The sequence below is a fragment of the Bradyrhizobium sp. Pha-3 genome, assembly GCF_042258615.1.
Taxonomy (GTDB): domain Bacteria; phylum Pseudomonadota; class Alphaproteobacteria; order Rhizobiales; family Xanthobacteraceae; genus Bradyrhizobium.
Window position 1 is genome coordinate 4857798 of the sequence record NZ_CP170152.1, and the last position, 26882, is coordinate 4884679.

At 65.3% G+C, this 26882-nt stretch carries 23 protein-coding genes; 9 read left to right on the forward strand and 14 right to left on the reverse strand.

What is annotated here, in order from left to right:
- Positions 1–96 precede the first annotated feature (96 nt).
- Positions 97–1446 (forward strand): S41 family peptidase, encoded by a 1350-nt coding sequence (locus ACE10Z_RS23075; RefSeq protein ID WP_375782808.1) that lies wholly within the window; start codon positions 97–99, stop codon positions 1444–1446.
- 280 nt (positions 1447–1726) lie between these two features.
- Here the strand turns inward: ACE10Z_RS23075 and ACE10Z_RS23080 are convergent, their stop codons facing one another.
- From ACE10Z_RS23080 to ACE10Z_RS23100, 5 genes are all read right to left on the reverse strand, one after another.
- The gene (locus ACE10Z_RS23080) at positions 1727–4459 is read right to left on the reverse strand and encodes an EAL domain-containing protein (protein WP_375782809.1); all 2733 of its coding nucleotides are present in this window, start codon (positions 4457–4459) and stop codon (positions 1727–1729) included.
- 159 nt (positions 4460–4618) lie between these two features.
- Complete coding sequence (gene moaC / locus ACE10Z_RS23085) at positions 4619–5134, reverse strand: cyclic pyranopterin monophosphate synthase MoaC (RefSeq protein ID WP_375782810.1); 516 nt, start codon at positions 5132–5134, stop codon at positions 4619–4621.
- Positions 5135–5138: 4 nt separating this feature from the next.
- Positions 5139–5960, reverse strand: a complete 822-nt coding sequence (gene trpC / locus ACE10Z_RS23090) for an indole-3-glycerol phosphate synthase TrpC (RefSeq protein WP_375782811.1) — start codon at positions 5958–5960, stop codon at positions 5139–5141.
- An 11-nt stretch (positions 5961–5971) separates the two neighbouring features.
- Complete coding sequence (gene trpD, locus ACE10Z_RS23095; protein ID WP_375782812.1) at positions 5972–6985, reverse strand: anthranilate phosphoribosyltransferase; 1014 nt, start codon at positions 6983–6985, stop codon at positions 5972–5974.
- Between the two features lie 70 nt (positions 6986–7055).
- On the reverse strand, positions 7056–8957 hold the full coding sequence (locus tag ACE10Z_RS23100; RefSeq protein WP_375782813.1) for a peptidyl-prolyl cis-trans isomerase: 1902 nt from the start codon (positions 8955–8957) through the stop codon (positions 7056–7058).
- A 240-nt stretch (positions 8958–9197) separates the two neighbouring features.
- On the opposite strand from ACE10Z_RS23100, the gene tpiA reads away from it, so the two are divergent.
- The gene (tpiA, locus tag ACE10Z_RS23105) at positions 9198–9950 is read left to right on the forward strand and encodes a triose-phosphate isomerase (protein ID WP_375782814.1); all 753 of its coding nucleotides are present in this window, start codon (positions 9198–9200) and stop codon (positions 9948–9950) included.
- A 284-nt stretch (positions 9951–10234) separates the two neighbouring features.
- Here the strand turns inward: tpiA and ACE10Z_RS23110 are convergent, their stop codons facing one another.
- Positions 10235–10774 (reverse strand): GNAT family N-acetyltransferase, encoded by a 540-nt coding sequence (locus ACE10Z_RS23110; protein ID WP_375782815.1) that lies wholly within the window; start codon positions 10772–10774, stop codon positions 10235–10237.
- Between the two features lie 3 nt (positions 10775–10777).
- Positions 10778–11344 (reverse strand): helix-turn-helix domain-containing protein, encoded by a 567-nt coding sequence (locus ACE10Z_RS23115; RefSeq protein WP_375782816.1) that lies wholly within the window; start codon positions 11342–11344, stop codon positions 10778–10780.
- A gap of 204 nt (positions 11345–11548) precedes the next feature.
- Here ACE10Z_RS23115 and secG point away from each other — a divergent pair, with 204 nt between their 5' ends.
- Complete coding sequence (secG, locus tag ACE10Z_RS23120; RefSeq protein WP_050419627.1) at positions 11549–11938, forward strand: preprotein translocase subunit SecG; 390 nt, start codon at positions 11549–11551, stop codon at positions 11936–11938.
- 167 nt (positions 11939–12105) lie between these two features.
- Positions 12106–13737, forward strand: a complete 1632-nt coding sequence (locus tag ACE10Z_RS23125; protein ID WP_375782817.1) for a CTP synthase — start codon at positions 12106–12108, stop codon at positions 13735–13737.
- Positions 13738–13756: 19 nt separating this feature from the next.
- Here ACE10Z_RS23125 and ACE10Z_RS23130 read toward each other — a convergent pair whose 3' ends face one another.
- From ACE10Z_RS23130 to ACE10Z_RS23140, 3 genes are all read right to left on the reverse strand, one after another.
- Positions 13757–14422, reverse strand: a complete 666-nt coding sequence (locus ACE10Z_RS23130; protein WP_375782818.1) for a class I SAM-dependent methyltransferase — start codon at positions 14420–14422, stop codon at positions 13757–13759.
- Between the two features lie 103 nt (positions 14423–14525).
- The gene (locus tag ACE10Z_RS23135; RefSeq protein ID WP_375782819.1) at positions 14526–15905 is read right to left on the reverse strand and encodes a sensor histidine kinase; all 1380 of its coding nucleotides are present in this window, start codon (positions 15903–15905) and stop codon (positions 14526–14528) included.
- Positions 15902–16576, reverse strand: a complete 675-nt coding sequence (locus ACE10Z_RS23140; RefSeq protein WP_375782820.1) for a response regulator — start codon at positions 16574–16576, stop codon at positions 15902–15904. Before ACE10Z_RS23140 ends, ACE10Z_RS23135 begins: the two co-directional genes overlap by 4 nt.
- A gap of 172 nt (positions 16577–16748) precedes the next feature.
- Between ACE10Z_RS23140 and ACE10Z_RS23145 the strand changes: the two genes are divergently transcribed.
- A complete protein-coding gene (locus tag ACE10Z_RS23145; protein WP_375782821.1) occupies positions 16749–17075 on the forward strand; it encodes an NIPSNAP family protein in 327 nt (108 codons plus the stop codon).
- Positions 17076–17167: 92 nt separating this feature from the next.
- Here ACE10Z_RS23145 and ACE10Z_RS23150 read toward each other — a convergent pair whose 3' ends face one another.
- Complete coding sequence (locus ACE10Z_RS23150) at positions 17168–18250, reverse strand: alkene reductase (RefSeq protein WP_375782822.1); 1083 nt, start codon at positions 18248–18250, stop codon at positions 17168–17170.
- A gap of 141 nt (positions 18251–18391) precedes the next feature.
- Here ACE10Z_RS23150 and ACE10Z_RS23155 point away from each other — a divergent pair, with 141 nt between their 5' ends.
- A complete protein-coding gene (locus ACE10Z_RS23155) occupies positions 18392–19336 on the forward strand; it encodes a LysR family transcriptional regulator (RefSeq protein WP_375782823.1) in 945 nt (314 codons plus the stop codon).
- 53 nt (positions 19337–19389) lie between these two features.
- Here ACE10Z_RS23155 and ACE10Z_RS23160 read toward each other — a convergent pair whose 3' ends face one another.
- Entirely contained in the window at positions 19390–19725 is a 336-nt protein-coding gene (locus tag ACE10Z_RS23160) for a PAAR domain-containing protein (protein ID WP_375782824.1), read from the reverse strand.
- A gap of 165 nt (positions 19726–19890) precedes the next feature.
- On the opposite strand from ACE10Z_RS23160, the gene kdsA reads away from it, so the two are divergent.
- Both kdsA and ACE10Z_RS23170 read left to right on the forward strand, forming a co-directional pair.
- On the forward strand, positions 19891–20748 hold the full coding sequence (gene kdsA / locus ACE10Z_RS23165; RefSeq protein ID WP_375782825.1) for a 3-deoxy-8-phosphooctulonate synthase: 858 nt from the start codon (positions 19891–19893) through the stop codon (positions 20746–20748).
- 15 nt (positions 20749–20763) lie between these two features.
- Positions 20764–21972, forward strand: a complete 1209-nt coding sequence (locus ACE10Z_RS23170; RefSeq protein ID WP_375782826.1) for an MFS transporter — start codon at positions 20764–20766, stop codon at positions 21970–21972.
- A 949-nt stretch (positions 21973–22921) separates the two neighbouring features.
- On the opposite strand, the gene ACE10Z_RS23175 is transcribed toward ACE10Z_RS23170, so the two are convergent.
- A complete protein-coding gene (locus ACE10Z_RS23175; RefSeq protein ID WP_375782827.1) occupies positions 22922–26044 on the reverse strand; it encodes a hypothetical protein in 3123 nt (1040 codons plus the stop codon).
- On the opposite strand from ACE10Z_RS23175, the gene ACE10Z_RS23180 reads away from it, so the two are divergent.
- Complete coding sequence (locus tag ACE10Z_RS23180; RefSeq protein WP_375782828.1) at positions 26043–26387, forward strand: hypothetical protein; 345 nt, start codon at positions 26043–26045, stop codon at positions 26385–26387. The genes ACE10Z_RS23175 and ACE10Z_RS23180 overlap by 2 nt on opposite strands.
- On the opposite strand, the gene queF is transcribed toward ACE10Z_RS23180, so the two are convergent.
- Positions 26384–26860, reverse strand: coding sequence for a preQ(1) synthase (queF, locus tag ACE10Z_RS23185; protein ID WP_375782829.1), 477 nt, complete (start codon positions 26858–26860; stop codon positions 26384–26386). The two genes, ACE10Z_RS23180 and queF, sit on opposite strands and share 4 nt — an antisense overlap.
- Positions 26861–26882 lie beyond the last annotated feature (22 nt).

Consider the following 26882-nt stretch of genomic DNA (forward strand, 5'->3'; position numbering starts at 1 on the left):
ATCCGACCAAAAAGCCGTTGTGTGGTGCCCCCGTCGGGGTGGGGCAGGCGAACGTTGCGGAACGTTGCCGGCCGATAGCGAAAAGGATCGCGGATAATGCGCAAACATGTTGGCTTCTTCCTCGGGACGGTTGCGGGAGCGTGTCTCACCCTGCTCGTGGCCTCGCCGCAGGGGGCGCATCTGTTCGCCGTCGCCAATGCCGCCGCGCATTCGGACAACACCTATTCGCAGCTCAACCTGTTCGGCGAGGTGTTCGAGAAGATCAAGACCGACTACGTCGAGAAGCCCGAGGATTCCAAGCTCGTCGAAGGGGCGATCAACGGCATGATTTCCTCGCTCGATCCGCACTCCCGCTACATGAACGAGAAGGGCTGGGCGGAGATGCAGGAGACCACGCATGGCGAGTTCGGCGGGCTCGGCATCGAGGTCACGATGGAGGACGGCTTCGTCAAGGTGGTGGCGCCGATCGACGACACGCCGGCCTCGCGCGCCGGCATCATGTCGGGCGACGTGATCACCTCGATCGACGATGAGCAGATTCAGGGCCTGACGCTCGACCAGGCCGTCAACAAGATGAAGGGCGCGCCCAACAGCTCGATCCGGCTGAAGATCATCCGCAAGGACGCCGACAAGCCGATCGAGGTCTCGATTGTCAGAGAGATCATCCGCGTCCGCCCGGTGAAGTATCACGTCGAGGGCGGCGACATCGGCTATATCCGCATCACCTCGTTCAACGAGCAGACCACCGAGGGCCTGCGCAAGGCGATCGGCGAGATCCAGAAGGAAGTCCCGCAGGACAAGCTCGCCGGCTACGTCGTCGACCTCCGCAACAATCCGGGCGGCCTGCTCGACCAGGCGGTCTCGGTGACCTCGACCTTGATGCAGCGCGGCGAAGTGGTCTCGACCCGCGGTCGCAATCCGGAAGAGACCCAGCGCTTCACCGCCCATGGCGGCGACATGACCAAGGGCAAGCCGCTCGTCGTGCTGATCAATGGCGGCTCGGCCTCGGCCTCCGAAATCGTCGCCGGCGCGCTGCACGACCACAAGCGCGCGACCCTGATCGGCACCCGCTCGTTCGGCAAGGGCTCGGTGCAGACCATCATTCCGCTCGGCGCCGGCAATGGCGCGCTGGCGCTGACCACCGCGCGCTATTTCACCCCGTCGGGCCATTCGATCCAGGCGCTTGGCATCAAGCCCGACATCGAGGTGCTGCAGGACGTGCCGGACGAGTTCAAGACCCGCTCCGAGATCAAGGGCGAGGCCTCGATGCGCGGCCACCTCTCCGCCGAGGGCGCCGAGCAGACCGGCTCGCAATCCTACGTGCCGCCGGACGAGAAGAACGACAAGGCGCTGGCCGCGGCGTTCAACCAGCTGCGCGGCGTCACCGTGAACGCCGACGCCAAGAACGCCGACAAGGCTGCGCAGAAGCGGCCGGTGCCGAACTAGAGCCTGACCCAGTAGCCCCGGATGTAGCGAAGCGAAATCCGGGAGCGGTCTGCGCGTTTGCAAGGTCATCGGGCGCGCATTCGCGCGACCCGTTGGCTCAATCCGGGCTACGCAGCCGCAAAAATATCGAAAACAACCCCATGCAAAGTAGCCGGTGGTGGCTGGCGCTCGACCAGGCGCTCGACCAGGCAATTTGACACGTCGGGCAATTTCAGGGTATTCTTCCAATATTCCGAAATTGTACAGGCGCCCGCTTCGGGCTCGCGACGTCCGAGAGGCCTTACGCCGCGCCGGCAACAGGCCTGCGCCGGCGCGTGGCGGTCGGACCCGCCGCGGGGCCGCGGCGATGCCCGGCCAGGAGCTCGCGGATCTGGGCGGCCGGCTTCGGCGGGCTGAACAGATAGCCCTGCATTTCCGAACAACCGAGCTCGCGCAGCAATTGCTGCTGCTGGGCGGTCTCGACGCCTTCGGCCGTCGTGGTCATGCTGCGCTCGGCGGCGATGTTGACGACCGCCTCGACGATGCCGGCCGAACCTTGCGGGTCGGCGATGTCGGTGACGAAGCAGCGGTCGATCTTGATCTTGTCGAACGGGAAGCGCTTCAGGTAGCTCAGCGACGAATAGCCGGTGCCGAAATCGTCGAGCGCGATCCTGATGCCGATGGCGCGGAGCTGGTGCAGCGCGGCCAGCGCCGTCTCGTCATCGCGGATCAGCACCGCCTCGGTGATCTCGAGCTCCAGCCGGCCCGCCGACAGGCCCGATGCCGCCAGCGCCGCGATCACCTTGAGCGCCAGCGTGCCGGTCCGGAACTGGACCGGTGAGACATTGACCGCGAGCTTGACGTGGTCGGGCCAGTTCACGGCTTCCTTGCAGGCCGTCATCAGCACCCATTCGCCGAGCTGGTTGATCAGGCCGGTCTCCTCGGCGATCGGCACGAAGTCGGCCGGCGAAATCATGCCGCGCACCGGATGGCGCCAGCGCACCAGCGCCTCGCAGCCGGTGATCTCGTTGCTGCGCAGGTCGACGCAGGGCTGGTAATACACTTCGAGCCCGCTGCCCGCGGCGATGGTCTGCCGCAGCTCCATCTCGAGCTCGCGGCGGGCGCGAGCGTCGGCATCCATCGCCGGTTCGAAGAAGCGCGAGACGCGCCGGCCGGCCGACTTCGCTGCATACATCGCAAGGTCGGCGTTCTTCATGATCTGGTCGAGATCGGTGCCGTCCCTCGGCGCCAGCGCAATGCCGATGCTGGCATCGGTCGTGACCTGGTGGCCGAGGCATTGATAGGGCGAGCGGATCACCTCGTAGATGCGCGCGACGAGGTCGGTGACCTCGACCTCGCTCTTCACGCCGGTCTGCACGATCGCGAATTCGTCGCCGCCGAGCCGCGCCACGAAATCGCCGTCGCCGATCACGCCGCTCAGCGTCCGCGCAACGGACTTGAGCAGCTCGTCGCCGACCATGTGGCCGAGCGAGTCGTTGACGCCCTTGAATTCGTCGATGTCGATATAGAGCACCGCAAGCTGGCTGTCGGGGGTGACATACGGCAGCTCGCGCTTGATCTCCTCGTGGAACAGCGCGCGGTTCGGCAGGTCGGTGAGAGCATCGTAGTGGGCAAGATGCGTGATGCGTTCCTCGGCGCGGCGACGCTCGGTGACGTCCTCGTGGGTCGCAAGCCAGCCGCCATCGGCCAGCGGCTCGTTGACGACCTGGATCGAGCGGCCGTCGGGAGTTGCGATCACCATGGTGTTGCGGATGCCGACGTCGCGCAGCACGAGGTTGACGTAGCGCTCGACGTCGCCCTGGAACGAGCCGGTCAGGTGGCGATGCACGATGACGTCGCGGAAGCTGCAGCCCGGCCGGATGACGTCGGCGGATAATCCGTACATCTCGATATAACGCTTGTTGCAGATCACAAGGCGCTGCGCTGCATCGAACAGCAACAGCCCCTGCGTCATGTTGTTGACGGCGGTGTCGAGCCGGAGCTTCTCCAGCGTCAGGCGCTGCTGCTGGGTGCGGTGCTGCTGCAACAACTTGCGCACCACGAGCGTCAGCAGGATCGCAATTGCCAGCACCGATGCTGCAGTCACCGCGATCAACATGCCGATCTGCTCGCGCCAGTTGGCGAGCGCCGCTTCCGTGGTGGTCGTGGCGACGACGACGATCGGGAATTTGGTGAGCGCCCGCGACGACACCAGGCGGTCCTTGCCGTCGACCGGGCTGGTCAGCCGCGAGGTGCTCTGCGACAGCTCGAACACCTGCTGCTGGTTGGCCGGCCCGGTGCGGAAGTTCTTCCCGATCATCTCCTCGACATGGGGATAGCGCGCCAGCAACGTGCCGTCACGATGGTGCATCGCGATCGCGGCGCCTTCGCCGAGCGCAACGGTCGAGAAGAATTTCTCGAAGGTCGCCGGCTCGATGCCGCGCCCGACCACGCCGAGGAACTCGCCGTGCGGGCCCGTGACCTTGCGGACGATCGCGGTGGTCCAGTTTCCGCTGACGCGGCTGACCACCGGCGCGACCATCATGTCGGGCGAGTAGGGGCTGGATTTGAAGATATTGAAGTAGTCGCGATCGGCGATCGAGGCCTGCGGCAGCGGCCAGGCGCCCGAGCTGTTGATCAGCGCGCCGTCGGCGTCGAACACGTTGAGGCTGCCGACATTGGACAGCGCGTCCATCTTGGACTTGAGCATTGCATGGATGTCGGCGGCCGACATCCGACGCTTGTAGTTCTCCGGCGTCGCGATCCCGTTGTCGCGCATGAACGCGATCAGGTCGCGCTGGACCACCTCGAGGTCGTCGAGCTGCTGGTCGAAATGCCGTGCCAGCAGCAGCACGGTGTTCTCGAGCTCGCGCTCGCTGTTGTGCAGGGCGCGCTCGCGGAAATTCTCCGCCATCAGGGTGGCGCCGATCGCGATCGCGGCCATCAGCACCGCGCCGCCAAGGATCAGCCAACGGATCGGACCACTGCCGATCACCGAGGTGACGTTGAACGAGGCGCTGCCGTTTTGTTTCATCTGACGCTATCGCTTCCAGGCGTTTCACCCGGAAGTAGCTTTCGCGCACCTCCGGCCCGCGAAAGTCGTATCCAAACGAGATGGAGCGCCGGTTAGCGAGATTGGTTAACGAATGGTTGCGTGTCTTCGCGAAAGGCCGCCCCTGCGCATCGGTCGCGATCACTTGTCCGCGCGATAGTGCCCGGACTTGCCGCCGATCTTCTCGACCAGGTGAATGCCTTCGATCCGGATGCCGCGGTCGACCGCTTTGACCATGTCGTAGATCGTCAAGCAGGCGACCGAAACCGCGGTCAGCGCCTCCATCTCGACGCCGGTCGGCCCCGTCACCTTGACGCTGGCGCGGACGATGCAGCCGGGCAGCTTGCGGTCGGTCGCGATATCGATCGTGACCTTGGTCAGCGCCAGCGGATGGCAGAGCGGGATCAATTCCGAGGTCCGCTTCGCCGCCATGATGCCAGCGATCCGCGCGGTCCCCAGCACATCGCCCTTCTTGGCCTGTCCGGACTCGATCAGCGCCAGCGTTGCCTTGCTCATCAGGACGCGGCCTTCGGCGATCGCGGTCCGTTCGGTCGCGGGCTTGGCCGAGACGTCGACCATGCGCGCCTCGCCCTTGGCGTCGATATGGGTGAGGGCGATGCCGGGTCCCTTCGATCCGGCTTTGGTCTTCCGCGCCATCGCGTCAGCGCGTGCCGGTGGCGCGCGGTGCGGCCTGCCGCGTCAGCAAGGCGCGGGTGGCCGCGGTGACGTCCTCTTGGCGCATCAGGCTCTCGCCGACCAGGAAGGTCGACATTCCGACGCGCTCGAGCCGGGCGAGGTCCTCGGGCGTGAAGATGCCGCTCTCGCCGACCATCAGGCGGTCGGCGGGGATCAGCGGCGCCAGCGCCTCGCTGGTCGCGAGCGTCGTCTCGAAGGTGCGCAGATTGCGGTTGTTGACGCCGATCATCGGCGAGCGAAGCTTCAGGGCACGGTCGAGCTCGGCGCGGTCGTGGATCTCGACCAGCACGTCCATGCCGTAGCCGAGCGCGGCATCCTCGATCTCCCTTGCCGCCGTGTCGTCGAGCGCGGCCATGATGATCAGGATGCAGTCGGCGCCATGGGCGCGCGCTTCCGCCACCTGATAGGTGTCGAACATGAAATCCTTGCGCAGCACCGGCAGACTGGTCGCCGCGCGCGCCGCGACCATGAAGTCGAGATGGCCCTGGAACGAAGGCGAATCCGTCAGCACCGACAGGCACGCCGCGCCGCCGGCCTCATAGGCTTTCGCGAGCACGGGTGGATCGAAGTCGGCCCGGATCAGCCCCTTGGAGGGCGAGGCCTTCTTCACCTCCGCGATCAGGGCGTAGTCGCCGCGTGCATGCTTGTCCTTCAGCGCGCGGACGAAGCCGCGCGGGGCTGAGGCCGCCTTCGCCTGAGCCTCGACCTCGGCGAGCGGACGCGCGCGCTTCGCGGCGGCGATCTCCTCGCGCTTGTAAGCCTCGATCTTGGTCAGGATGTCGGACATCGTTTACGTGCTCAACCGTTCGAAATCGCGACCAGATGCTTCAGCCGCGCGGCGGCCGCGCCGCTGTCGAGCGACTGGGCGCCGATCGCCACCCCTTCCTTCAAATCCCTGGCACGGCCGGCCACGATCAGCGCGGCAGCCGCGTTGAGCAGGGCGACGTCGCGATAGGCGCTCGGCTTGCCAGCAAGCACGCCCGACAGTGCGATCGCATTGGCATCGGCGTCGCCGCCCTTCAACGCGTCACCGCCGACGCGGCCGAGGCCGGCATCTTCGGGCGCCACCTCTGATGTCCTGATCTCGCCGTTCTCCAGCGTTGCAACGAAGGTCGGGCCGGTGAGGGTGATCTCGTCGAGGCCGTCGGAGCCGTGCACGACCCAGACCTTGTCGGAGCCGAGGTTCTTCAACACCTGCGCCAGCGGCTGCACCCATTGCCGCGAGAACACGCCGACCATCTGCCGCTTGACGCCGGCCGGGTTGGACAGCGGGCCGAGCAGGTTGAAGATGGTGCGGGTGGCGAGCTCGACCCGGGTCGGGCCGACATTCTTCATTGCCGGATGATGCGACGGCGCGAACATGAAGCCGATGCCGGCTTCCTTGACACAGCGCCCGACTTGCGCAGGCGTCAGGTCGAGTTTGACGCCGAGCGCGGCCAGCACGTCGGCAGCGCCCGAGCGCGACGACAGCGCGCGGTTGCCGTGCTTGGCAACGGGCACGCCGGCGCCGGCCACGATGAAGGCCGCGCAGGTCGAGACGTTGACCGAGCCGGAGCCGTCGCCGCCGGTGCCGACGATGTCGACGGCCTCCGCCGGTGCGGTGACCGGCAGCATCTTGCCGCGCATCGCGGTCACCGCGCCGGTGATCTCCTCGACGGTCTCGCCGCGCACCCGCAGCGCCATCAACAGCCCGCCCATCTGCGAGGGCGTGGCTTCGCCGGACATCATGCTGTCGAAGGCGGACGCCGCCTCTTCACGCGTCAGCGTGGCGCCGGTGGCGACTTTTCCGATGATCGATTTCAGGTCGTCCATTCGCTGGCTCAGGGTCTGTTGTTGGAGCTTGATCGCCGCGCAGCACGTCGTCGCGCTGTCCCGATCATGCTCAATTATTCGCGCCTGTCACCTGTGCGAAGGCTGCCTGGTTGACGGTCACACCGATGTCGGTCTCGATCTTCGCGACGTATTGCGCGACCTGCTCGTCGCTTAGCGAGCGCCGCAGCGCCTCGGAGAGCTGCTTGACCTCGTTGGAGGCGAAGTCGACCGGGGGCACTGTCACATCGGTGACGCGGAACACCACCCATTGGCTGCCGCCGGCTGCGGAGGTCTGCCCGTCGCCGTCCTTGGCGGTGCGGAATGCAGCCGCGATCACGCCCGCCGGCACGTTGGGCGGCGTGGCTTCGCGGCGGAAGTTCGCAGCGGTCTCGACCTTGACGCCGGCCGCGGTGGCCTCGTCGGCGAGCTTGGCGCCGCCGTCGAGCTTCTGGACGATCTCGGTCGCCTTGGCGCGCAGCTTGGCGGAGATCTGGTCCTCGCGCCACTTGGCCTCGACCTGATCGCGGACCTCGTCGAGGGTGCGTTCGCGCGACGGCGTGATGCCGAGCACGTCGTACCAGACATAGCCGTTGTTGAAATGGATCGGGTCGTTGTCGACGCCGACGTCGCTGTTGAAGACCTGCGACACCACGTCGAGGCCGCGCGGGATGTTCGACGCGACCTGGCCGTTCGGCAGACGCCCCGAGCGATCGATCGCGTCAATGGTGACGGCGGTCAGTTTCAGCTTCTGCGCCGCGTCGATGACGCTGGAGCCGCCGCCGCGCTCGTCTTCCATCTTGTCGCGCAGCTCGGCGACCTTGGTGCGGGCGCGCTCGGTCGCGATCTCGTTCTTCACCTGTTGCGCAAGGCTCTCATAGCTCGGGGTCACGCCAGGCTCGATCTTGCCGACCTTGACCAGCGCCACGCCGAAGCGGCCCTGGACCGGCTGGCTGACTTCACCCGCGGGCAGGGAGAAGGCGGCATCGCCGACGGCCGGATCGAGGATCGCAGATTTCGCGACCAGGCCGAGATTGACGTCGGCGGGATTGAGCTTGCGCTCCTTGGCAATGTCGTCGAACGACGCGCCCGAGGTGATGCGGGCGCGGGCGGCCTGCGCCTCACCAGCGTCCGGAAACACGATCTGCGAGACCTCGCGCTTCTCCGGCGTGCTGAGCCGGTCCTTGCGCTCCTCGAAGATCTTCCTGGCATCCTCGTCGGACACGGTTTCCCATTTGCCGATTTCTTCCGGCGTGATCGCGACGAAGGCAATCTTGCGGTACTCGGGCGCGCGGAACTGGACCTTGTGGTCCTCGAAATAGGCGGCGAGCGCCTCGGGCGAGGGCGGGTCGATGGTGCCGGCCTGCGCGGCGCCGAGCGTGACATAGTCGATCGAGCGCTGCTCGTTCTGGAAACGGGTCAGCGCCTCGACCATCGATTTGGTCGGCTCGATCCCGGACGAGATGGTGCCGGCGATCTGCCGCCGCAGGCCGACGCGGCGCTGCTCGGCGATGTAGCGGCCCTCGGTATAGCCGAAGTTGCGGATCACGGACTGGAAGCGCTGCGGATCGAACTGGCCGTTGAGGCCCTTGAAGTTCGGATCGTTGTAGATCGTGCGCAGCACCTCGGCGTCGGACTGGTTGAGGCCCATGCGGCGCGCTTCCTCGTCCAGCGCGGCCTCCGCGAGCGTCTGCTGCAGCACCTGGCGGTCAATTCCGAAGGCGCGCGCCTGGTCCGGGGTCAGCGGACGGCCGAACTGGCGGCCGAGCTGCTGCAGCCGGTCGGTATAGATCTGGCGGAACTGCTCGGCCGAAATCTCGGTCCCGCCCACCTTGGCGAAGGTCGACTGGCCAAACCCCTTGAAGATGTCGGCAATGCCCCAAATTCCGAAACTGACGATCAAAACGCCCATCACCACGGCCATAATCGTCTTGCCGAGCCAATTTGATGAGGCTTTCCGCATTCCTCGAAGCATGGGTCCAACTTGTTTTACAGGAGGGGAACCGGATCGTGCCCAAGTGGGACTAAAAGTCGGGACTTTTTGTCCGGCAGCAGGGCGTCACCGAATTGAAAACGCTTATAAAGTGGCTCGTGTCCCCCCGCAACCTCGGGCGCGCGGGCGGAAGCGTCGCACGGCGGGCGCGAAGCCGCACTCTGGAAGTCGCCGCCCGGCTCTGATAGCGCAGGGGCACGCTTGAATGATGGGAAATCCGACATGACCGACGCCATCCGGCCGCTGATCGCCGGCAATTGGAAAATGAACGGCCTGAAATCCTCTTTTGCCGAGTTCGACGCGATGCTGGCCGGCGCCGGCGATGTCGCCGGGAAGGCCGATCTCCTGGTCTGCCCGCCGGCGACTTTGGTCGGGGCCTTCGCCGACAAGGCGCGCGGCTCGAAGGTGGCCGTCGGCGCCCAGGATTGCCATCCGAAGGCGTCGGGCGCCCACACCGGCGACCTCTCGGCGGAAATGTTTGGGGATCTCGGCGCGGTCGCCATCATCGTCGGCCACTCCGAACGGCGCGCCGACCATGGCGAGACAGACGCCTTGATTCGGCAGAAGGCGGAGGCCGTCTGGCGCGCCGGGCTGACCGCGATCGTCTGCATCGGCGAGACGCGCGAGCAGCGCGACGCCGGCAAGACGCTCGACGTCTGTGGCACCCAGCTTGCGGGCTCGCTGCCCGACGGCTCGACCGCGGCCAATCTGGTGGTGGCCTATGAACCGGTCTGGGCGATCGGCACCGGCCTCACCCCGACCGCCAAGGATGTCGAGGAAGTTCACAGGTTTATCCGAGGTCAGCTCACCGATCGCTTCAAGGGCGAGGGAAACAAGATCAGGATCCTCTATGGCGGCTCGGTGAAGCCGTCGAACGCCGCCGAGCTGATGGCCGTCGCCAACGTCAACGGCGCGCTGGTCGGTGGCGCCAGCCTGAAGGCATCGGACTTTTTGGCGATCGCCGCGGGCTGTTAGACAGGGCGCCGAGCTCCCGCACCGTCATCCTGAGGAGGCCGCGAAGCGGCCGTCTCGAAGGATCGACGGGCCCGGCTGGTGGCCGTCGACCCTTCGAGACGCGCTACGCGCTCCTCAGGGTGACGGGGTGATTGCTCAGCTTGCTCAGTGTCATCACCCGCGCATGCGGGTGATCCAGTATCCCAGAGACCGCGGTGCTTGAGCCGAGAGGTCGCGGCGTACTGGATCGCCCGGCTCAAGCTGGGCGATGACAGCGGCGGACGAGGATATAGCCTCACATCCTCTCAGGGTGACGGGTTGAGGGCCGTCCCGATCCGCTTCCAATAAATCATCGTGCCGGTGAGGCCGCCATGCGGCTTGAACGCGTAGTCCGGGATGATGCCGCTGAGCTGAAAGCCCTGTTTCTCGTAAAGCGGCGCGGCGCCATCGTCGACGGCGGTGTCGAGCACCAGCAGCATGCGCCCGTGCGCGATCGCCAGCTGCTCGGCGGCGCGCAGCAACGCCGTCGCCACGCCGCGGTTGCGATGGCTCAGGCGCGTCATCATCTTGGCGATCTCGGCGCGGTGCGGCTGGTTCGGCGGCAGTTTCAGCAGCAGCGTCACGGTGCCGATCAGGTTGTCGCCGTCGAACGCGCCGAGCACTACTCGCTCGCCGCGCGCGGCGGCGCCCAGCGAATCTTGCCAGAACGCCGCGGCGTCATCCGGCGACAGCGGATGCATGAAGCTGACGGAGCCACCGCTGGCGACGGTCTCAATCAACAGCTCGCCGAGCGCACTGCGAATCGCCGGCGCATCCTCGAGCGGCTTGATGGCAAACTGCGACATGCATCAACTCCGGGCCAGGGCGACCACGTAGGTGCAGCCGGCGTTGGTTTCGTTGGCGAAGGTGGTCTCAGCGGGCGGGCCGAAGCCGAGGCAATCGCCGCTCGCGAGTACATGGCGCGCGCCGCCCTCGGTGATGACGAGGCTGCCGTTCAGCACCCAGACCAGCTGGCGGATGTGGGCGTAGGACGAGGCGGGCAGGGTCACGGATTGCTTCGGCGGCATTTCCACCCGCACCAGCTCGACGGGATGATCGGGACGGCTGAACACCTGGCGGCGCAGATAGTCGGTTTCCGGATCGCGCCAGACCGGCTGGGTGGCGGCGCGCGACAGCCGCTCGCCCTGGCCCTCGGCGCGCAACATCAGCCCGGCCAATGTGAGGTCGAAGGCCGAGGCGAGGCGCACCAGCACCACCGCGGTCGGGCTGACCTCGGCGCGCTCGATCTTGCTGATCGTCGCCTTCGAGACGCCGGCGCGCTCCGCGAGTTCGGCCAGCGACCAGCCCCGGCCGTCGCGCTCGAGCCGGATCCGCTGCGCCAGGCGCTGGCTCAGATTGTCTACCAAAGTATCCATACGTCTATTATAATGGAAACGACCGGTTCCGATCAAGGCGCGAACCGACGCAATCGCCGCCGCTTGAGATGTCAGCCATTGCGACTATCTCGGGGGTGACAATGCCCGGTCCAATCGTGTAACAGGGCGCGACTTCACGAAAAACCGCAGAGCCGATAGCGCCGTTTGTCTGGCTGCTTGGCGGCTTGTGACGGAAGGCTTGCGATGCAGACTGTCGTTATCATTATCCATCTCATGATCGTCGCCGTCATGATCGGCGCGGTGCTGTTGCAGAAATCCGAAGGCGGCGGCCTTGGCATGGGCGGCGGCGCCGGCTTCATGTCGAGCCGCGGCACCGCGAATCTGTTGTCGCGGACCACCGCGATCCTCGCGGCCGGCTTCTTCCTCACCAGCCTGTTCCTGTCCTGGTATGCGGGCTACGACCGCAAGCCGAGCTCGATCATCGGCACCGGCGCACCGGCGCAAACCCAGCCGGCCGGCGGCGCGCCGCTGACGCCTCCGACCTCCGGCGGCATCCTGGATTCGCTGAAGAAGACGGACGAGCAGCAGGGTCAGCAGGCCCCGAGCGGCCCGCAGGCACCACGGTCGCAATAAAGCAGGGGCGCCATGCAGGATGCAGCGCTGGCATTCTGCATCAGAAATCCCCATCAATGCTCTGAAATCGCTCTCAGTTTAACGTAACCCACAGCCCGGTGATTTGTTTGCCGGGAACAGCCGATTCGTTTTGCGAATCGCAGGAAGCGGCTTAAAGGTAAAGTCCCATGGCGCGGTACATATTCATCACCGGCGGCGTGGTCTCCTCGCTCGGAAAGGGTCTGGCATCGGCGGCGCTTGGCGCTCTGCTGCAGGCCCGAGGCTACAAAGTCCGCCTTCGCAAGCTCGATCCCTATCTCAACCTCGATCCCGGAACGATGTCGCCGTATCAGCACGGCGAAGTGTTCGTGACCGACGACGGCGCCGAGACCGATCTCGATCTCGGCCATTACGAGCGTTTCACCGGTCGTCCGGCCACCAGGGCCGACAACATCACGACCGGGCGGATCTACCAGGACATCATCACCAAGGAACGCCGTGGCGACTATCTCGGCGCCACCATCCAGGTGGTCCCGCACGTCACCAACGCGATCAAGGAATTCGTGCTGTCGGGCAACGACGAGTACGATTTCGTGCTGGTCGAGATCGGCGGCACGGTCGGCGACATCGAGGGCCTGCCGTTCTTCGAGGCGATCCGCCAGCTCAAGAACGAGCTGCCGCGCGATCACGCCGTCTACATTCACCTGACGCTTTTGCCGTACATTCCAAGTGCCGGCGAACTCAAGACAAAACCGACGCAGCACTCGGTCAAGGAGCTGCGCTCGATCGGCATCCAGCCGGACATCCTGCTGTGCCGGACCGACCGCGAAATCCCGAAGGAAGAGCGGCGCAAGCTCGGCCTGTTCTGTAACGTGCGCGAGAGCGCCGTGATCGAGGCGCGCGACGTCGACAACATCTACGCCGTGCCGGAGGCCTATCACGCCGCCGGCCTCGACGACGAGGTGCTGGCCGCGTTCGGCATCACGGCGAAGATTCCGCCGGCGCTGCAGAGCTGGAACGTGATCAACGAGCGCGTGCGCAATCCGGAAGGCGCGGTGACGATCGCGATTGTCGGCAAGTACACCGGCATGAAGGACGCCTACAAATCGCTGATCGAGGCGCTCTCGCATGGCGGCATCGCCAACAAGGTGAAGGTCAATCTCGACTGGATCGAGAGCGAGGTGTTCGAGAACGAGGACCCGGCGCCGTTCCTCGAGCACGTCAACGGCATCCTGGTGCCCGGTGGCTTCGGCCAGCGCGGCGCCGAGGGCAAGATCCGCGCGGCGCAGTTCGCGCGCGAGCGTGACGTGCCGTATTTCGGCATCTGCTTCGGCATGCAGATGGCCGTGATCGAGGCGGCGCGCAATCTGGTCGGCATCGAGGAGGCCAACTCGACCGAGTTCGGCCCGACCAAGGAGCCGCTGGTCGGCTTGATGACGGAGTGGCTGCGCGGCAACGAGCTCGAGAAGCGCTCGCAGAGCGGCGACCTCGGCGGCACCATGCGGCTCGGCGCCTATCCCGCGGCGCTGAACCGCGGCAGCCGCGTCTCGCAGGTCTATGGCGGCGCGACCGAGATCTCCGAGCGGCACCGCCATCGCTATGAGGTGAACACCGCCTACAAGGACCGCCTCGAGCAGCACGGCCTGCGCTTCTCCGGCATGTCGCCCGACGGCGTGCTGCCCGAGATCGTCGAGTACGAGGACCATCCCTGGTTCATCGGCGTCCAGTTCCACCCCGAGCTGAAGTCGCGGCCGTTCGAGCCGCATCCGCTGTTTGCGTCGTTCATCGAGGCGGCAGCGAAGCAAAGCCGGCTGATGTAAGCTGCCATCAGCTGCGCCGTCACACGGCGGCGCAGTCCTTGCTGGCCTGGCTTTCCTTCTTGATAGGTGAGACGCCTGCATCGGCCGCAGGGGTGACGTCGCGCGTGATGAGCTTGTATTGCGGGCGTCGCGTCAGCCGGTAGACCGCGGCGGGCGGCACGTTGAGGATGGCGCGATCGACCAGCGTGGCGCGCAGGCCGAGCCGGTCGAGGATCGGCCGCGGCACCGGGCAGCGCATGCCATAGGTGAATTGATAGAACGCGCCATTGGGACGCATGTAGCTGAATGCGCCGCTGACGATTGATATCACCTTGCGCGGCGACATGTTGAGCAGCGGCAGTCCGCTGACGACGGCGCCGACCGGCGCGCCCTCGTAAAGCCGCTCCGAGGCCAGCCGCGCGGCGTCCATCCACAGCACGCGCGCGCCGGGAAAGCGGAGCTGCAACAGCCGCATGAAATCCGAACCGTATTCGATCAGCGTGAGATCCTGCTGGCGCACGCCGCGCTTCAGCAGTTGATAGGTGAAGGCGCCCGTTCCAGGACCGAGCTCCAGCACCGGACCGGTCTTGGCGCTGATGTCGCGTGTGATCAGTTCGGCGAGCGCTGTGCCCGAGGGCGCGATGGCGCCGACGCGGCCGGGGGCCGCCATCCACGCCGTGAAGAAAGACAGGAGATCATGTGCCATTGGGATTCCCAGCAAAGTGTCGCAGCGCCTCGACTCGATTGCGCGGCGCGATCTCTTCTTTGCGGGGTCTGCATTGCGACAACATTGCGCGATGTTGCGTGTGTTACGACGCGAACGGCGCCGGCGGTAATGTGAGACGGAAGCTCGCGCCGCCCTTCGGTCCGTCGAGCACGGAGACGTGACCGCCGTGCAGCCGTGCGATCTCGCGCACCATGTTGAGTCCGAGACCGGCGCCGCGATCGAGCGGCGCAAGCCGATAGAACGGATCGAAGATCCGCGTGCGCTCATCCTTGGGAATGCCGTCGCCTTCATCGGTGACGTCGATCGTCGCGGCGCTGCCGACATGGATGGTGATGGTGCCGCGGCGGCCGCCATGCTGGATGGCGTTCTGCACGAGATTGGTCAGCGCGCGCTCCAGCGCAGCGCGGTCGCCCAGCGTCTCGATCCGATCGGTTGCGGTATCGAGCGACAGCTCGTATCCGGCCGCGATCGCGAGCGGCGCGAGGTCGGCGGCGACGCTGCGCGCGACCGCGACGAGATCGACGCGGCCGAACGGATTGCGGCACTGGTCGAAGCGCTGGATGTCGAGCAGCTGCTCGGCCAATGTTGCAAGGCGGGCCGCATCCTCGAGCAGGCGGGTCTTCTCCGGCCCCGACGGTAGTGATTCCAGTCGCGTGTTGAGGATCGCGATCGGCGTGCGCAATTCATGCGCGGCATCCGCGACGAAGCGCTGATGGCGCGAGTAGCCGTCGTCGAGCCGCTTCAGCGCGTCGTTGACGGCGCTCACCAGCGGCACGACTTCGAGTGGCAAATGGTCGGCCGATAGCCGGCTGCCGCGCTGGCGGAAATCGATCCGGCGGGCCTCGTCGGACGCGGACTCGATGCCGGCGAAGGCGCGCCGCACCACCATCGGCGTCGCGATGAAGGTGGCGCATGCCATCAGCAACAGGCCGGGCAGGGTAGAGCCCAGGCACGTCGCCGCCATCACCAAGAGCGCCTTGGTTCCGGTCATCCGGCCTTGCGTCGCGGTGAGAATCTGGACGTTTCCGGCATCGGTGTTGACGCGCTTCAGCCGCGCCGCCGGCTTGCCGGGACTGTCCTCCAGCATCTGGTAACCGAGCCGCGCCTGGCTGATATGATCGAGGGCATTGCCGATCCGCGCGAAATCGGCTGGCACGTCGCCTTCGGAGAGCGTGTGCCCCTCGCGGTCCCGCACCGCGAACCAGAGATCGGGAATCTCGGCGCGCAGCTTGTTGAGATCGTCGGTCGGACGCAGCACCAGTTCGCCCTGCGCGTTGCGCGCGACGGCCGATTGCACGACGTCGATGACGCGGTCTTCATCCCGGTTGACCAGCAGGAAGCCCGATGCCCACAGTGCGCCAAGCACCGTGAGCACGAGTCCGGTCAGCAGGGCTGCCTGCAGCGCAACCAGGCGCCAGCTCAGTTGCGAGTGCAGGCAATAGTGATCGGCGGGCTCGCTCATGACAACTGCTTCAGCAGGTAGCCCACGCCCCGGATGCTGTGGATTTCGACGCCGGCATCGGACTCGGCGAGCTTGCGCCGCAGCCGCGAGACGTGAGCATCGAGCGCGTTCGACTGAATCTCGTCCTCGAAATTGTAGACGGCTTCCTCGAGCGCCCCGCGCAGTACGGTGCGGCCCATCCGGCGCAGCAGCGTCTCCAGCACCAGCAACTCGCGCCGCGGCAGCTCGAGCGGGCGGCCATCGACGCTGGCCTCGCGATGGCTGCAATCGAACGCGATGCGGCCGGCCTTGATGATCTCGAACTGCACGCCGGCGGGACGGCGCAGCACGGCGCGCAGCCGCGCCAACAGCTCCTCGACGGCGAACGGCTTGGCCAGATAGTCGTCTGCGCCGCTGTCGAGGCCGGTGATGCGGTCGGCTAGGTCGCCGCGTGCGGTCAGCACGATGATCGGCACCCCGTCGGCCTTGGCGCGCAGCTTCGGGATCAGCGTGAGGCCATCGCCGTCGGGGAGCTGGCGGTCGAGCAGGACGGCGCCATGCACGTCGGCGGAAATCGCTTCCTCGGCCTCGGCAAGGGTCGGCACATGATCGACGACCATGTCGTAGCCCTTCAGCGCCTGCGACAGCGCCGCCGCCATTTCGGCCTCGTCTTCAACCAGCAGTATCCGCATGTCCCTTTGGGTCCAGATCCCGAACAGCCGGTTTTAGGGCAAGTAACATTGCAACAACATTGCGGAAATGGCCGCTTCCGAGGAGCAGGGGTGCCATGTTGTCGCCCCCTCAAGACAGCCTGGAACCCGCTGGCTATAACCGCCCGCACAACACGATCTGGGAGGACTGCCAATGATCTACGAGACCCGCGTCTATCGCTGCCTGCCGGGCCGGCTGCCGACGCTACTGAAGCGCTTCGAGACCATTACACTGAAACTCTGGGACAAGCACGGGATCAGGCAGGCCGGCTTCTTCACGACGCTGGTCGGTGAATCCAACCAGGAACTGACCTATCTGCTGGCCTGGGAATCGCTTGCCGAGCGGGAGAAGAAGTGGACCGCGTTTGCGACCGATCCGGAATGGATCAGCGCGCGTGCCAAGACCGAGGAGGACGGCCAGATCGTCCTCAACATCGTCAACCAGCTGTTGGTGCCGACGTCGTTCTCGGCGGTCAAATGACGCTGCCGAACCAAGGCGCGGGCAATTGAGGAAAACCTCCGGCGGGCTGCCGGAGGCTTCCTTTTCCTTGGGCATTTTCTAGGGGATCGACTTCAAAGCGCCGCGGCTGCCTCCAGCACAGGATAATCGGTGTAGCCGCGGGCTGTGCCGCCGAAGAAGGTGGTGTGATCGGCGTCGTTCATCGGCGCGCCGGTCTTCAGCCGCGCGACGAAATCCGGGTTGGCGAGGACCAACCGTCCATAGGCTTCAAGGTCCGCCAGGCCCGATGCGAGATCGGCGCCGATCTGCTCGGCGGAATGACCCGGACGGTTCAGGATCAGGGGCCGCTTCCACAGCGCGCGCAGGTCAGCCACCAGGCGGTCGTCGCCGTTGTGAAGGATGTGAAGGTAGGCAAGGCCAAGCTTGTCGAGTTCGGCGACCAGGTAATGGTACAGGGCAGGGCCATCCGCGCCCTCGTCGATGCCGCCGAGCGTTGTGCCGGGCGACAAACGGATCGCCGTCCTGTCCGCACCGATCTCCGCTACAATTGCGTTAGCGACTTCGATGGCAAAGCGCGCGCGGTTCTCGATCGAGCCGCCATATTGGTCGGTGCGCGTGTTGGCGCTTGGAGCGAGGAACTGCTGGACCAGATAACCATTCGCGCCATGGATCTCGACGCCATCAGCACCAGCCTCGATGGCGGCGCGCGCGGCATGACGGAAATCGGCGACCGTTTGGCGGATCTCTTCGATCGACAGCGCGCGCGGCACCGGAATGTCCTTCATCCCGGTCGCCGTGAACATGGGCGCCCCCGGGGCGATGGCGGACGGTGCAACGCCCTGGCGATGATGCGGCGTATTGTCGGGGTGCGACATGCGTCCCGCATGCATCAGCTGGATGAAGATGTGTCCGCCCTTGCCGTGAACGGCCGTCGTCACCTTCTTCCAGCCGGCGATGTGCGCGGCCGTGTAGATGCCGGGCGTGGCGAGATAGCCCTGGCCGTCGTCCGAGGGCTGCGTGCCTTCGGTGACGATCAGGCCGACGCTGGCGCGCTGGGCGTAGTATTCAGCCGCGAGGTCTCCCGGCGTGCCATCGAGTCCCGCGCGGCTTCTGGTCATCGGTGACATGACCAACCGGTTGGCCAGGGTGTTGCGTCCGACACGGACGGGCAGAAATCGTTGTGTGCCGAGTGCCATTTTGAGGGTTCCCTACCTTTGCTCCGTACGCCTCGCTGCGAGGACGAGGCGCCTTTCAAGTGCAGAAGTAGGATCTGGCTCTATCGGCGGTAGCCACTATATGCTGATATTATCCATCGGGTAAGCCGATACGAGGCCACAATGCTTGAGAGCGTATCGTTCGACCAGCTGCGGATGTTCGTGGCCGCTGCCGATGAGGGCAGCTTCTCGGCCGCAGCGCGTCGCGTGCAGCGGACCCAATCGGCGGTCAGCGAGGCAATCCTGAACCTGGAGGCCCATCTCGGCGTCGTCTTGTTCGACCGCGCGGGCCGTTATCCGAAGCTGACGACGGAAGGCGTCATCCTGCTGGCGGACGCGCGCACGGTCATAACCGACGTCGACGCCATGAAGGCGCGTGCGAAAGGCATCGCCGGCGGGCTCGAGGCCGAGTTGACCGCGGTCGTGGACGTGTTTCTCCCGATCGAGGCGGTTGCCGAATTTGCCCAGCAGTTTCGCCTTCAGTTTCCGGCGACGCCGCTGCGGCTCTATGTCGAAGCGCTGGGAGGCGCGGTGCAACCGGTGATCGACGGACGCGTGAGCGTCGGGATCGTGGGGTCGCTGCCACAGCTGCCGCCCGACCTGGTCAAGGAGCGTGTGGCCAGCATCAAGTTCATGTTCGTGGCTGCTTCGAACCACCCGCTTGCCTCCTATCGGGGAGCCATTCCGAAGGAGGAACTGGCGCGGCATGTGCAACTCGTCCTGACCGATCGCTCGACGCTTTCGCAGGGCCGCGAGATCGGCGTGATGTCCGCTTCGACGTGGCGCCTGGCGGATCTCTTCGCCAAGCATGCGTTTCTCCTTAATGGCCTCGGATGGGGAGGCATGCCCTATCACACCGTGGCAAACGACATCGCAGCGGGGCGGCTGGTCGAACTCGCAATCGAGGAAGCGCCGCCCGGAGGACTGCCGCTGCCGATGTTCGCAGCCTACCGGGTTGCCGAGCCGCCGGGACCCGCGGCGCGATGGATGATCGAATTCTTCAAGAACTGCCGGGGCGGCGATTACGCGAATGAAATAGCGCAGACTGCTGCAAGCCGGAGCGCTTGATCGGGCACTGCGGACGAACCTCGCTGATCTGCCGCGCCGGCAGAATGCGCGCGCTATTGCGGACAGCCCGACGTCTGATCGCCCTCGCGGACCATCGGCTTGCCGTTGATGAAGACGCCGTGGCTGCCCGAGGTCGTCTTGCCGCCGCAATGCGTGCGATCGCCCATCACCACGGCGGGCTTGCCGTTGATCAGGACGTTGGGCACGCCCTCGACGAGCGGGCCGCCATTGCTGGTGGTGTCACCGCTGCGCGCGGCCGGCTTGCCGTTGACGGTGACCCCTGCGGCGCCGCCGGTGACCACGCCGGGCTGGCTGCCGGTTTGGCCGTATGCGAGTCCAGACATTACCGACAGGGCTGCGACAGCTCCGATCATCAGCGAGATGCGCATTCGTTCCTCATGGGAATCTGTTCCGCGCCAGTCTATAGGGGCGGTTGGGGCAGGATTGTGATAGCACGGCGCACCCACGGCGTCAGCGCAACCCCCTCATCGTGCAGGATGGCTTGATCCATCCCGCGCGGGATTGCATGGTCGCCGGCAAAAGGATGCAGCATTTTGACCAATCAGGTTTCCGCGCCAGCCGCCGCGCCGATCGTTGCCGTCGGATCGGCGAAATTCGGCAACGCCTTGCCGATCTCGATCATCGCCGGTCCCTGCCAGCTCGAGAGCCGCGCGCATGCGCTTGAAGTGGCGTCGGCGCTGAAGGAGATTGCGGCCCGGCTCAAGATAGGTTTGGTGTACAAGACCTCGTTCGACAAGGCGAACCGCACCAGCGCGTCGGCCGCGCGCGGCATCGGGCTGACGCAGGCGCTGCCGATCTTCGCCGAGATCCGTTCTTCGCTCGGGCTGCCCGTGCTGACCGACGTGCATGAGCCTGACCAGTGCACTGCGGCGGCACAGGCGGTCGACGTGCTGCAGATTCCGGCTTTCCTGTGCCGGCAGACCGATCTCTTGCTGGCTGCGGCTGCGACCGGCAAGGTCGTCAACGTCAAGAAGGGCCAGTTCCTGGCGCCGTGGGACATGACCAATGTGGTCAGCAAGATCACCGGCGCCGGCAATGCCAATGTGCTGGTCACCGAGCGCGGCGCGTCGTTCGGCTACAACACGCTGGTGTCAGACATGCGCGCGCTGCCGATCCTTTCGCGCACCACCGGCGCGCCTGTGATCTTCGACGCCACCCATTCGGTGCAGCAGCCGGGCGGCAAGGGGACTTCGTCGGGCGGCGAACGCGAATTCGTGCCGGTGCTGGCGCGCGCTGCGGTCGCGGTCGGCGTCGCAGGCGTCTTTATCGAGACCCATCCCGATCCGGATCATGCGCCGTCGGACGGTCCCAACATGGTGCCGCTCCGTGACTTCGAATCCCTCGTCAAGCGGCTGATGCAATTCGACGCGCTCGCCAAGGCGGCAGCCTGACCGGCAGATAACGACATGACCGCAACCAGCGGCATGCCGCCGGCCCTCAACGTCATCACACTGGCGACCTTCGCGGCGAGCCTGTCGGTGCGCGCGCTCGATCCGGTGCTGCCGCATGTCGCGGAAGATTTTGGCGTCAGCATTGCGACCGCGGCGAGCTTCGCCGCAGTGTTCGCCTTCACCTTTGCCGCGGTGCAGCCGGCGATCGGCGCCGCCGCCGATTTGTTCGGCAAGGCGCGGCTGATGACGATCTGCCTCGTCCTGCTCGGCGTCGCCAACATCCTCGGCGCGCTCTCGACTTCGTTCCCGATGCTGTTCGTGACCCGCATCCTCGCCGGCATCGGCTCGGGCGGCGTGTTTCCGGTGGCGCTGTCGCTGACCAGCGATCTTGTCGGTCCGGACAAGCGGCAGCTCGCGATCGGGCGAACGCTCGCGGGCTCGATGACCGGCAACCTGCTCGGCGCCACGGCCTCCGGCCTGATCGGCGATTTCCTCGGCTGGCGCGGCGTGCTTGCGGTGCTCGGCGGCCTCGTGATCATCGTCGCGCTTGCGGTTGCGGCCGGATTCCGCGGCGCTGCACTGAACCGTCCGCCGCGCACCAGCCTGAAGGCGCTGCGTCACGGCTATCGCACCATCTTCACCAATCCGAACGCGCGGATCTGCTATTCGGCGGTCTTCATCGAAGGCTGCTGCGTGCTCGGGCTGTTTCCGTTCATCGCCTCGTTCCTGTTCGAGCTCGGCGAGACCTCGCTCTCGATCGCCGGCATCGTGATCGCAGGCTTTGCGATCGGCGGATTGCTCTACACGCTGACGGTGGCGCGTCTGCTGCCGTTGATCGGGGTGAGGGGCATGATGGTCGTCGGCGCAACGCTGGTCGGCATCCAACTTGTTGGCGTCGCTTTCGGGCCGCACTGGAAGCTGCAGATGGCGGGCCTCCTGGTGATGGGCCTCGGCTTCTACATGATCCATGGCTGCCTGCAGGTGTTCGCCAGCGAGCTGTCGGTCGAGGCGCGCGCCACCGCGCTGTCGCTGCACTCGTTCTTCTTCTTCATGGGGCAGACGGTCGGCCCGATCGCCTATGGCTTCGGCCTGCAACACGCCGGCAAGACCGCGACGCTCGTCTCCGCCGCCGCCGTGATGGTCGTGCTTGGCTTCATCTGCGCGAAATTCCTGAAGCAGCGGCGACCGGCCGACGCCGACCTGCGCCCGGACGTCGAGCCCTAGCGATCCCTCGGGTCATAAACACATCAGCATCAAGGCATTGTGTCGCTCAGTCGCCTTGGTGCCCGCTATTCAAGCAGCCGCTCGAACGAGGTAATATTGACCATGGTCGCGCGCGATAGATGGACCGTCGACCTTGAGTGCCCAAGCTGCGGGAGCATCGATGTAGCTATTCTGTCTCAGGCGGATGGCTATGCTTATGGGAGAGGCGATAGCGGTACGCGCGCCGATCATGTGCCGGCTGGCTTCGCTTGCATTGATCCGGAGATCTGCTGCTTTCAGTGTTTGAAATGCCAGGTGCGGATACCCTGACATCGAATGTCGCTGCAAAGCGGCTTCAATGGTGGTGCCGGCCTTGGTGGAAACATCGGTCAGTGTTCAGACCGGATGTCCACCTCGTCGCTTTGATCGTGGCCCTATCGCGGCCAGCCGGATCGGCGTATGCTTCCCACATCGCCGCCCGGCCCGTGGCTTCTATCGGTGATGAGAACGCCGGTTGCGCTTTCGCCCCACCCAGGGAGCAGCGCTGCCAATGATCAGTTTGCCTCATATTTCGGTGTATTTTTCCTGCGAGAGCTGTGGTGCCACATATGAGGCCTCACAGGATCGCAATGATCGCAGCGGAAAGTTTCACTGCGTCCATTGCGCCAGATTGGTGCATCAATGGTCGGGCACCTTTAGCTATTTGAGCTGGCGATTGTTCCGCACGCCCGCCGAGCTGTCGTGATCGGTCGTTGCATCCTTGGTGATGACACGCGCTCGTTCTGTACGAGTGCGCAATCCCCGACTATTGGTCAGCAGTAACCTGCCGGAGGTGCAGCTCGACGTCGGCGAGACTGTACGGCTTGGGAATGAAATGACCGCCGGCCGGGAGGTCGTCGAGCCACTCAGAGTGAGCGGAGCTGCGAGAGGAACGTCGCATCCCCTCGCAGCCCATCATGGGTTTCCGATGCTAGATCAGGTGGAAGGTGTGCATGCCCATCGCGGCATAGATCGCCGAAACGTCATGATCCACCTCAGGGCTGCCATGCGCCGTTTGAGGGACATCGGACGCAAGCTGCGCAAGATTATCCGCGGTTGAGGGACCTTCGGAGAAGCTGTGCGGGGCGTTGTTGGCCGCATCGCCGGTGTGACCGCCGCTGGCAAATGCGAAGCCATCGCCGGCGGCGCTGACCCATGGGCCGCCATGGTCGGCCGCAACCGGAGCCGGCGAGGGATCGGGCGTGAAGCTAACGCCATGCGGCGAACTGAAGTTGAATCCCGGCGCGTTGTCGGCGGACAGCAGCGGCGTGAAGGTGCCGGTGTGCGGATCAACCTGACCGAACGCCTTCAGGCTGCCAACCGAGGCATAGAAATCGTCGGGGTTCAGCCCTGTTGCGTGGAACGAAAAGACCTTGTTGGTCGCCGTATCGGTCAGGGTGAAGGTACCGGATTTGGCGCCCGGCTCGATGACGTCGTCGAGGCCGGCCTTGGCGCCGACTCCGGCTATCGGTGTGAATGACACCGATTGGTGGGTGGTTCCGGGGGCCTTGATGTCGATGATGGTGCCGTCGTCGCCGCTCGACAGCAGCAGGTCGCCATTTGGCGCGAGCTTCAGCGAGTCGGGATCGTTTTGCGGAACGACCTCCATCTTGCCGGTCACAGTGTCGAGCCCGCTCGCGCCAAATTCGAGGATCGGCTTGGTGGTCAGCGCGCCGGTCGGATGATCGCCGTTGAGGAGCTGGACCACGGTCGCATCACCCGGATTGACCGGGTTGGTGTAGCTCAGGAACACCTTGTCGCCCTTGAACACGACGTCGTCATAGCCACGGCTGGCCGACGAATCGGCGTAGCTGAGCGGTGCCGAGACCGCGTGCGTCTCCGGGTTGATCAGCGTCAGGGTGGGATTGCCATCCTGGTTTTGCAACGCCCAGATATCGCCCGTCACCGGGTTGTATTTCAGGCCGTCGACGGATCCTGACAGCGAGTAGCTGAACTCGATATCGCCGTGCTTGTCATACTGGACGATCGTGCTCGATCCGCCGGCGCCAGTCGAATCCGCGCCATTGCCGTACTCGACGAAGGTCGAGCCGTGCGCGGTGGTGACGGAATCCGGCTGGGTCGACCCGTCGGCGGGAGCCTGGAAGGTCTTGACGATGTCGATATGCGGAAACGGCGCCGCGTTCTTGTCGGGGACGAACACCACGCCATGCGGCGAGCCGAAGCTGAAGCCAGGTGCATTGTCCTGCGAGACCAGCGCGGTGAAGGCGCCGGTGTTCTCGTCGACCTGACCGAAGGCGCCGAGCGCGCCGACGGATGCATAGTAGGCATTGGGGTCGAGGTCGCTGACATGCACCGACAGGACGTGACCGTCCTTTGCGTCAGAGATGTAGAACGTGCCCGACGTCGCGTTCGGCTTGATGACGTCGTCGAGACCGGCATTGCCGATCGAGCCCGCGGGAATTCCCTGGATCGGGGTGAAGGCAATCGCCTGTTTGGACGTGCCGGGATTCTGGATATCGATGATCGCGCCGTCGGCGTTGCTGGAGAAGATCAGATCGCCGTTGGCGGCGAGCTTCAGCGAATCCGGATCGGTCTGCGGCACCAGCTCCATCTTGCCGGTGACGGTGTCGTAGCCGAGCGCGCCGTCGAGCAGCACGGGAGCGGTGGTGAGGAGGTCGCCGGGCTTCGGGCTGGTGCCGTTCAGCAATTTGACGATGGTCGGATCGCCGTTGCCGGTCGGGTTGGTGTAGCTCAGGAACACCTCGTTGCCCTTGAACACGACGTCGTCATAGCCGCGCGAGGTAGACGGATTGGCGTAATTGAAGTGAGCCGTCACTGTCTGGGTGTTGGGATCGATCAGCGACAGCGAGGAACGGCCGTCCTGGTTTTGCAACGCCCATACCATGCCGGTTTCGGGGTTGTACTTCAGTCCGTCGACCGATCCCTCGATCGAATAGGCGTGCACGAAATGACCGGCGCGATCATACTGGATGATCGTGCTGTCGCCGGGCACCGCACCGGTCGAGTCGACGCCGTTGCCGTACTCCACGAACACGTACTTGCCGGCGATCGTGATCGAGTCGAGCCCGGTCACCCCGTTCGGAGCGCTGGCGAAGGTATGGATCGAATCGACATGCGCCACCTGCGGCGCATTCTTGTCGGGAATGAAGAGCAGGCCGTGCGCGGCGGAAAAATTTGGCCCGGTGACGATCGGCGTGAACGCGCCGGTGGTCGGATCGACCTGGCCAAAGCCGCCGAGACTGGCAACTGCGGCGTAGTAGTCGTTGGTATTGAGGCCGCTGGCGTGGAATGAGTAGACGTTCCCCGATTTCGTGTCGGTCATGTAGAACGTGCCCGCGGTCGCGCTGGGTTTGATCACGTCATCGAGGCCGGCATTGCCGACGGAGGCCGCCGGGATTCCGGCGATCGGCGTGAACGAAATTGTCTGGCTGGCCGTTCCAGGGTGTTGGATATCGATGATCGCGCCGTCGGCTGCGCTGGAGAAGATCAGATCGCCATTGGCGGCGAGCTTCAGCGAATCCGGATCGGACTGCGGAACGACCTCGGTCTTGCCGGTCACCGTGTCGAGGCCGGTGGCACCGTCGGTCAGGATCGTCGTCGTCAGCAGCGTGCCGCTCGGATGGTCGCCGTTCAGCAATTCCACCAGCGTCGGATCGCCGGCGCCGTTCGGATTGGTGTAGCTCAGGAACACCCTGTTGCCATCGAACACGACGTCATCGTAGCCGCTGGTCGCGGAGGGATTGGCGAAACTCAGCGGACCGGTCACCTTGTGAGTGACGGGATCGATCAGCGTCAGTGTGGAGTTTCCATCCTGGTTCTGCAGCGCCCAGATCTGCCCGGTGTAAGGGTTGTATTTCAGTCCGTCGACCGACCCGGCGATGGTGTAGGTGTGTTCGACTTTGCCGCTGTTGTCGTATTGCACGATCGTGCTCGAGCCGCCGGCACCGGTCGAATCCGCGCCATTGCCGTATTCGACGAAGAACGTTCCGTTTGCCGTGGTGATGGAATCCGGAGCCGTCGCGCCAATCGATGTCCCCGACGCGAACGTCTTCATCCCGCTGATCGTAACCATGTCGATCCTCCATGGATTTGCAATGTTTGGAAACAGGAGGAAACGCTGGCTGGACGACGCGTGTGTGACGATTGGCCGCGCAAATTTTTGCAACGATCGCGGAACCTTTTCGCGATTGCGAATCGTCGCGATGGCTCAATGGCTTTCGCGCGTGTTCCGCGCGCATCACGAAAGTGTTGCTGCGAAAATCAGCAAGGCGGGCCGCGACGCTTCATGGCGAAGCGTTGCGAGAGATGATTGTTTTGCTGCCGGGAGCCGACAATCGGCAACGCGCGCCGGCGCGAAGCGTCGCGCGCGCAACGCCGTCGGACTCGGACATCGTCGCGCGATGCGCCCGACCTAGCCCCGCCCGCGGTAAGTCGCGACGCCCTGATCGGGAACCCAGACGCCCTTCGGCAGCCTTCCGGTCTGGAAGAACACGTCGATCGGGATGCCGCCGCGCGGGTACCAGTAGCCGCCGATGCGCAGCCATTTCGGCTTGATCTCGTCAGCGATCCGCCGGCCGATCATCACCGTGCAGTCCTCGTGGAATGCGCCATGGTTGCGGAAGCTCGCAGCAAACAGCTTCAGCGATTTGGACTCGAGCAGCCAGCGGCCCGGCACATAGTCGATCACCAGATGCGCGAAATCCGGTTGGCCCGTCACCGGGCAGATCGAGGTGAATTCCGGCACCGTGAAGCGTACCAGATAATCGGTACCAGCCTGCGGATTGGGGACGCGGTCGAGCCGCGCCTTTTCCGGCGCGTCGGGCCATTCCACCGCACGGCCGAGTTGCAGGCCGGGGGAGGTGGTTGATTTGCTGGATTTCTTCGCCATTCGGGGTCTCCGTGGGGTCTCC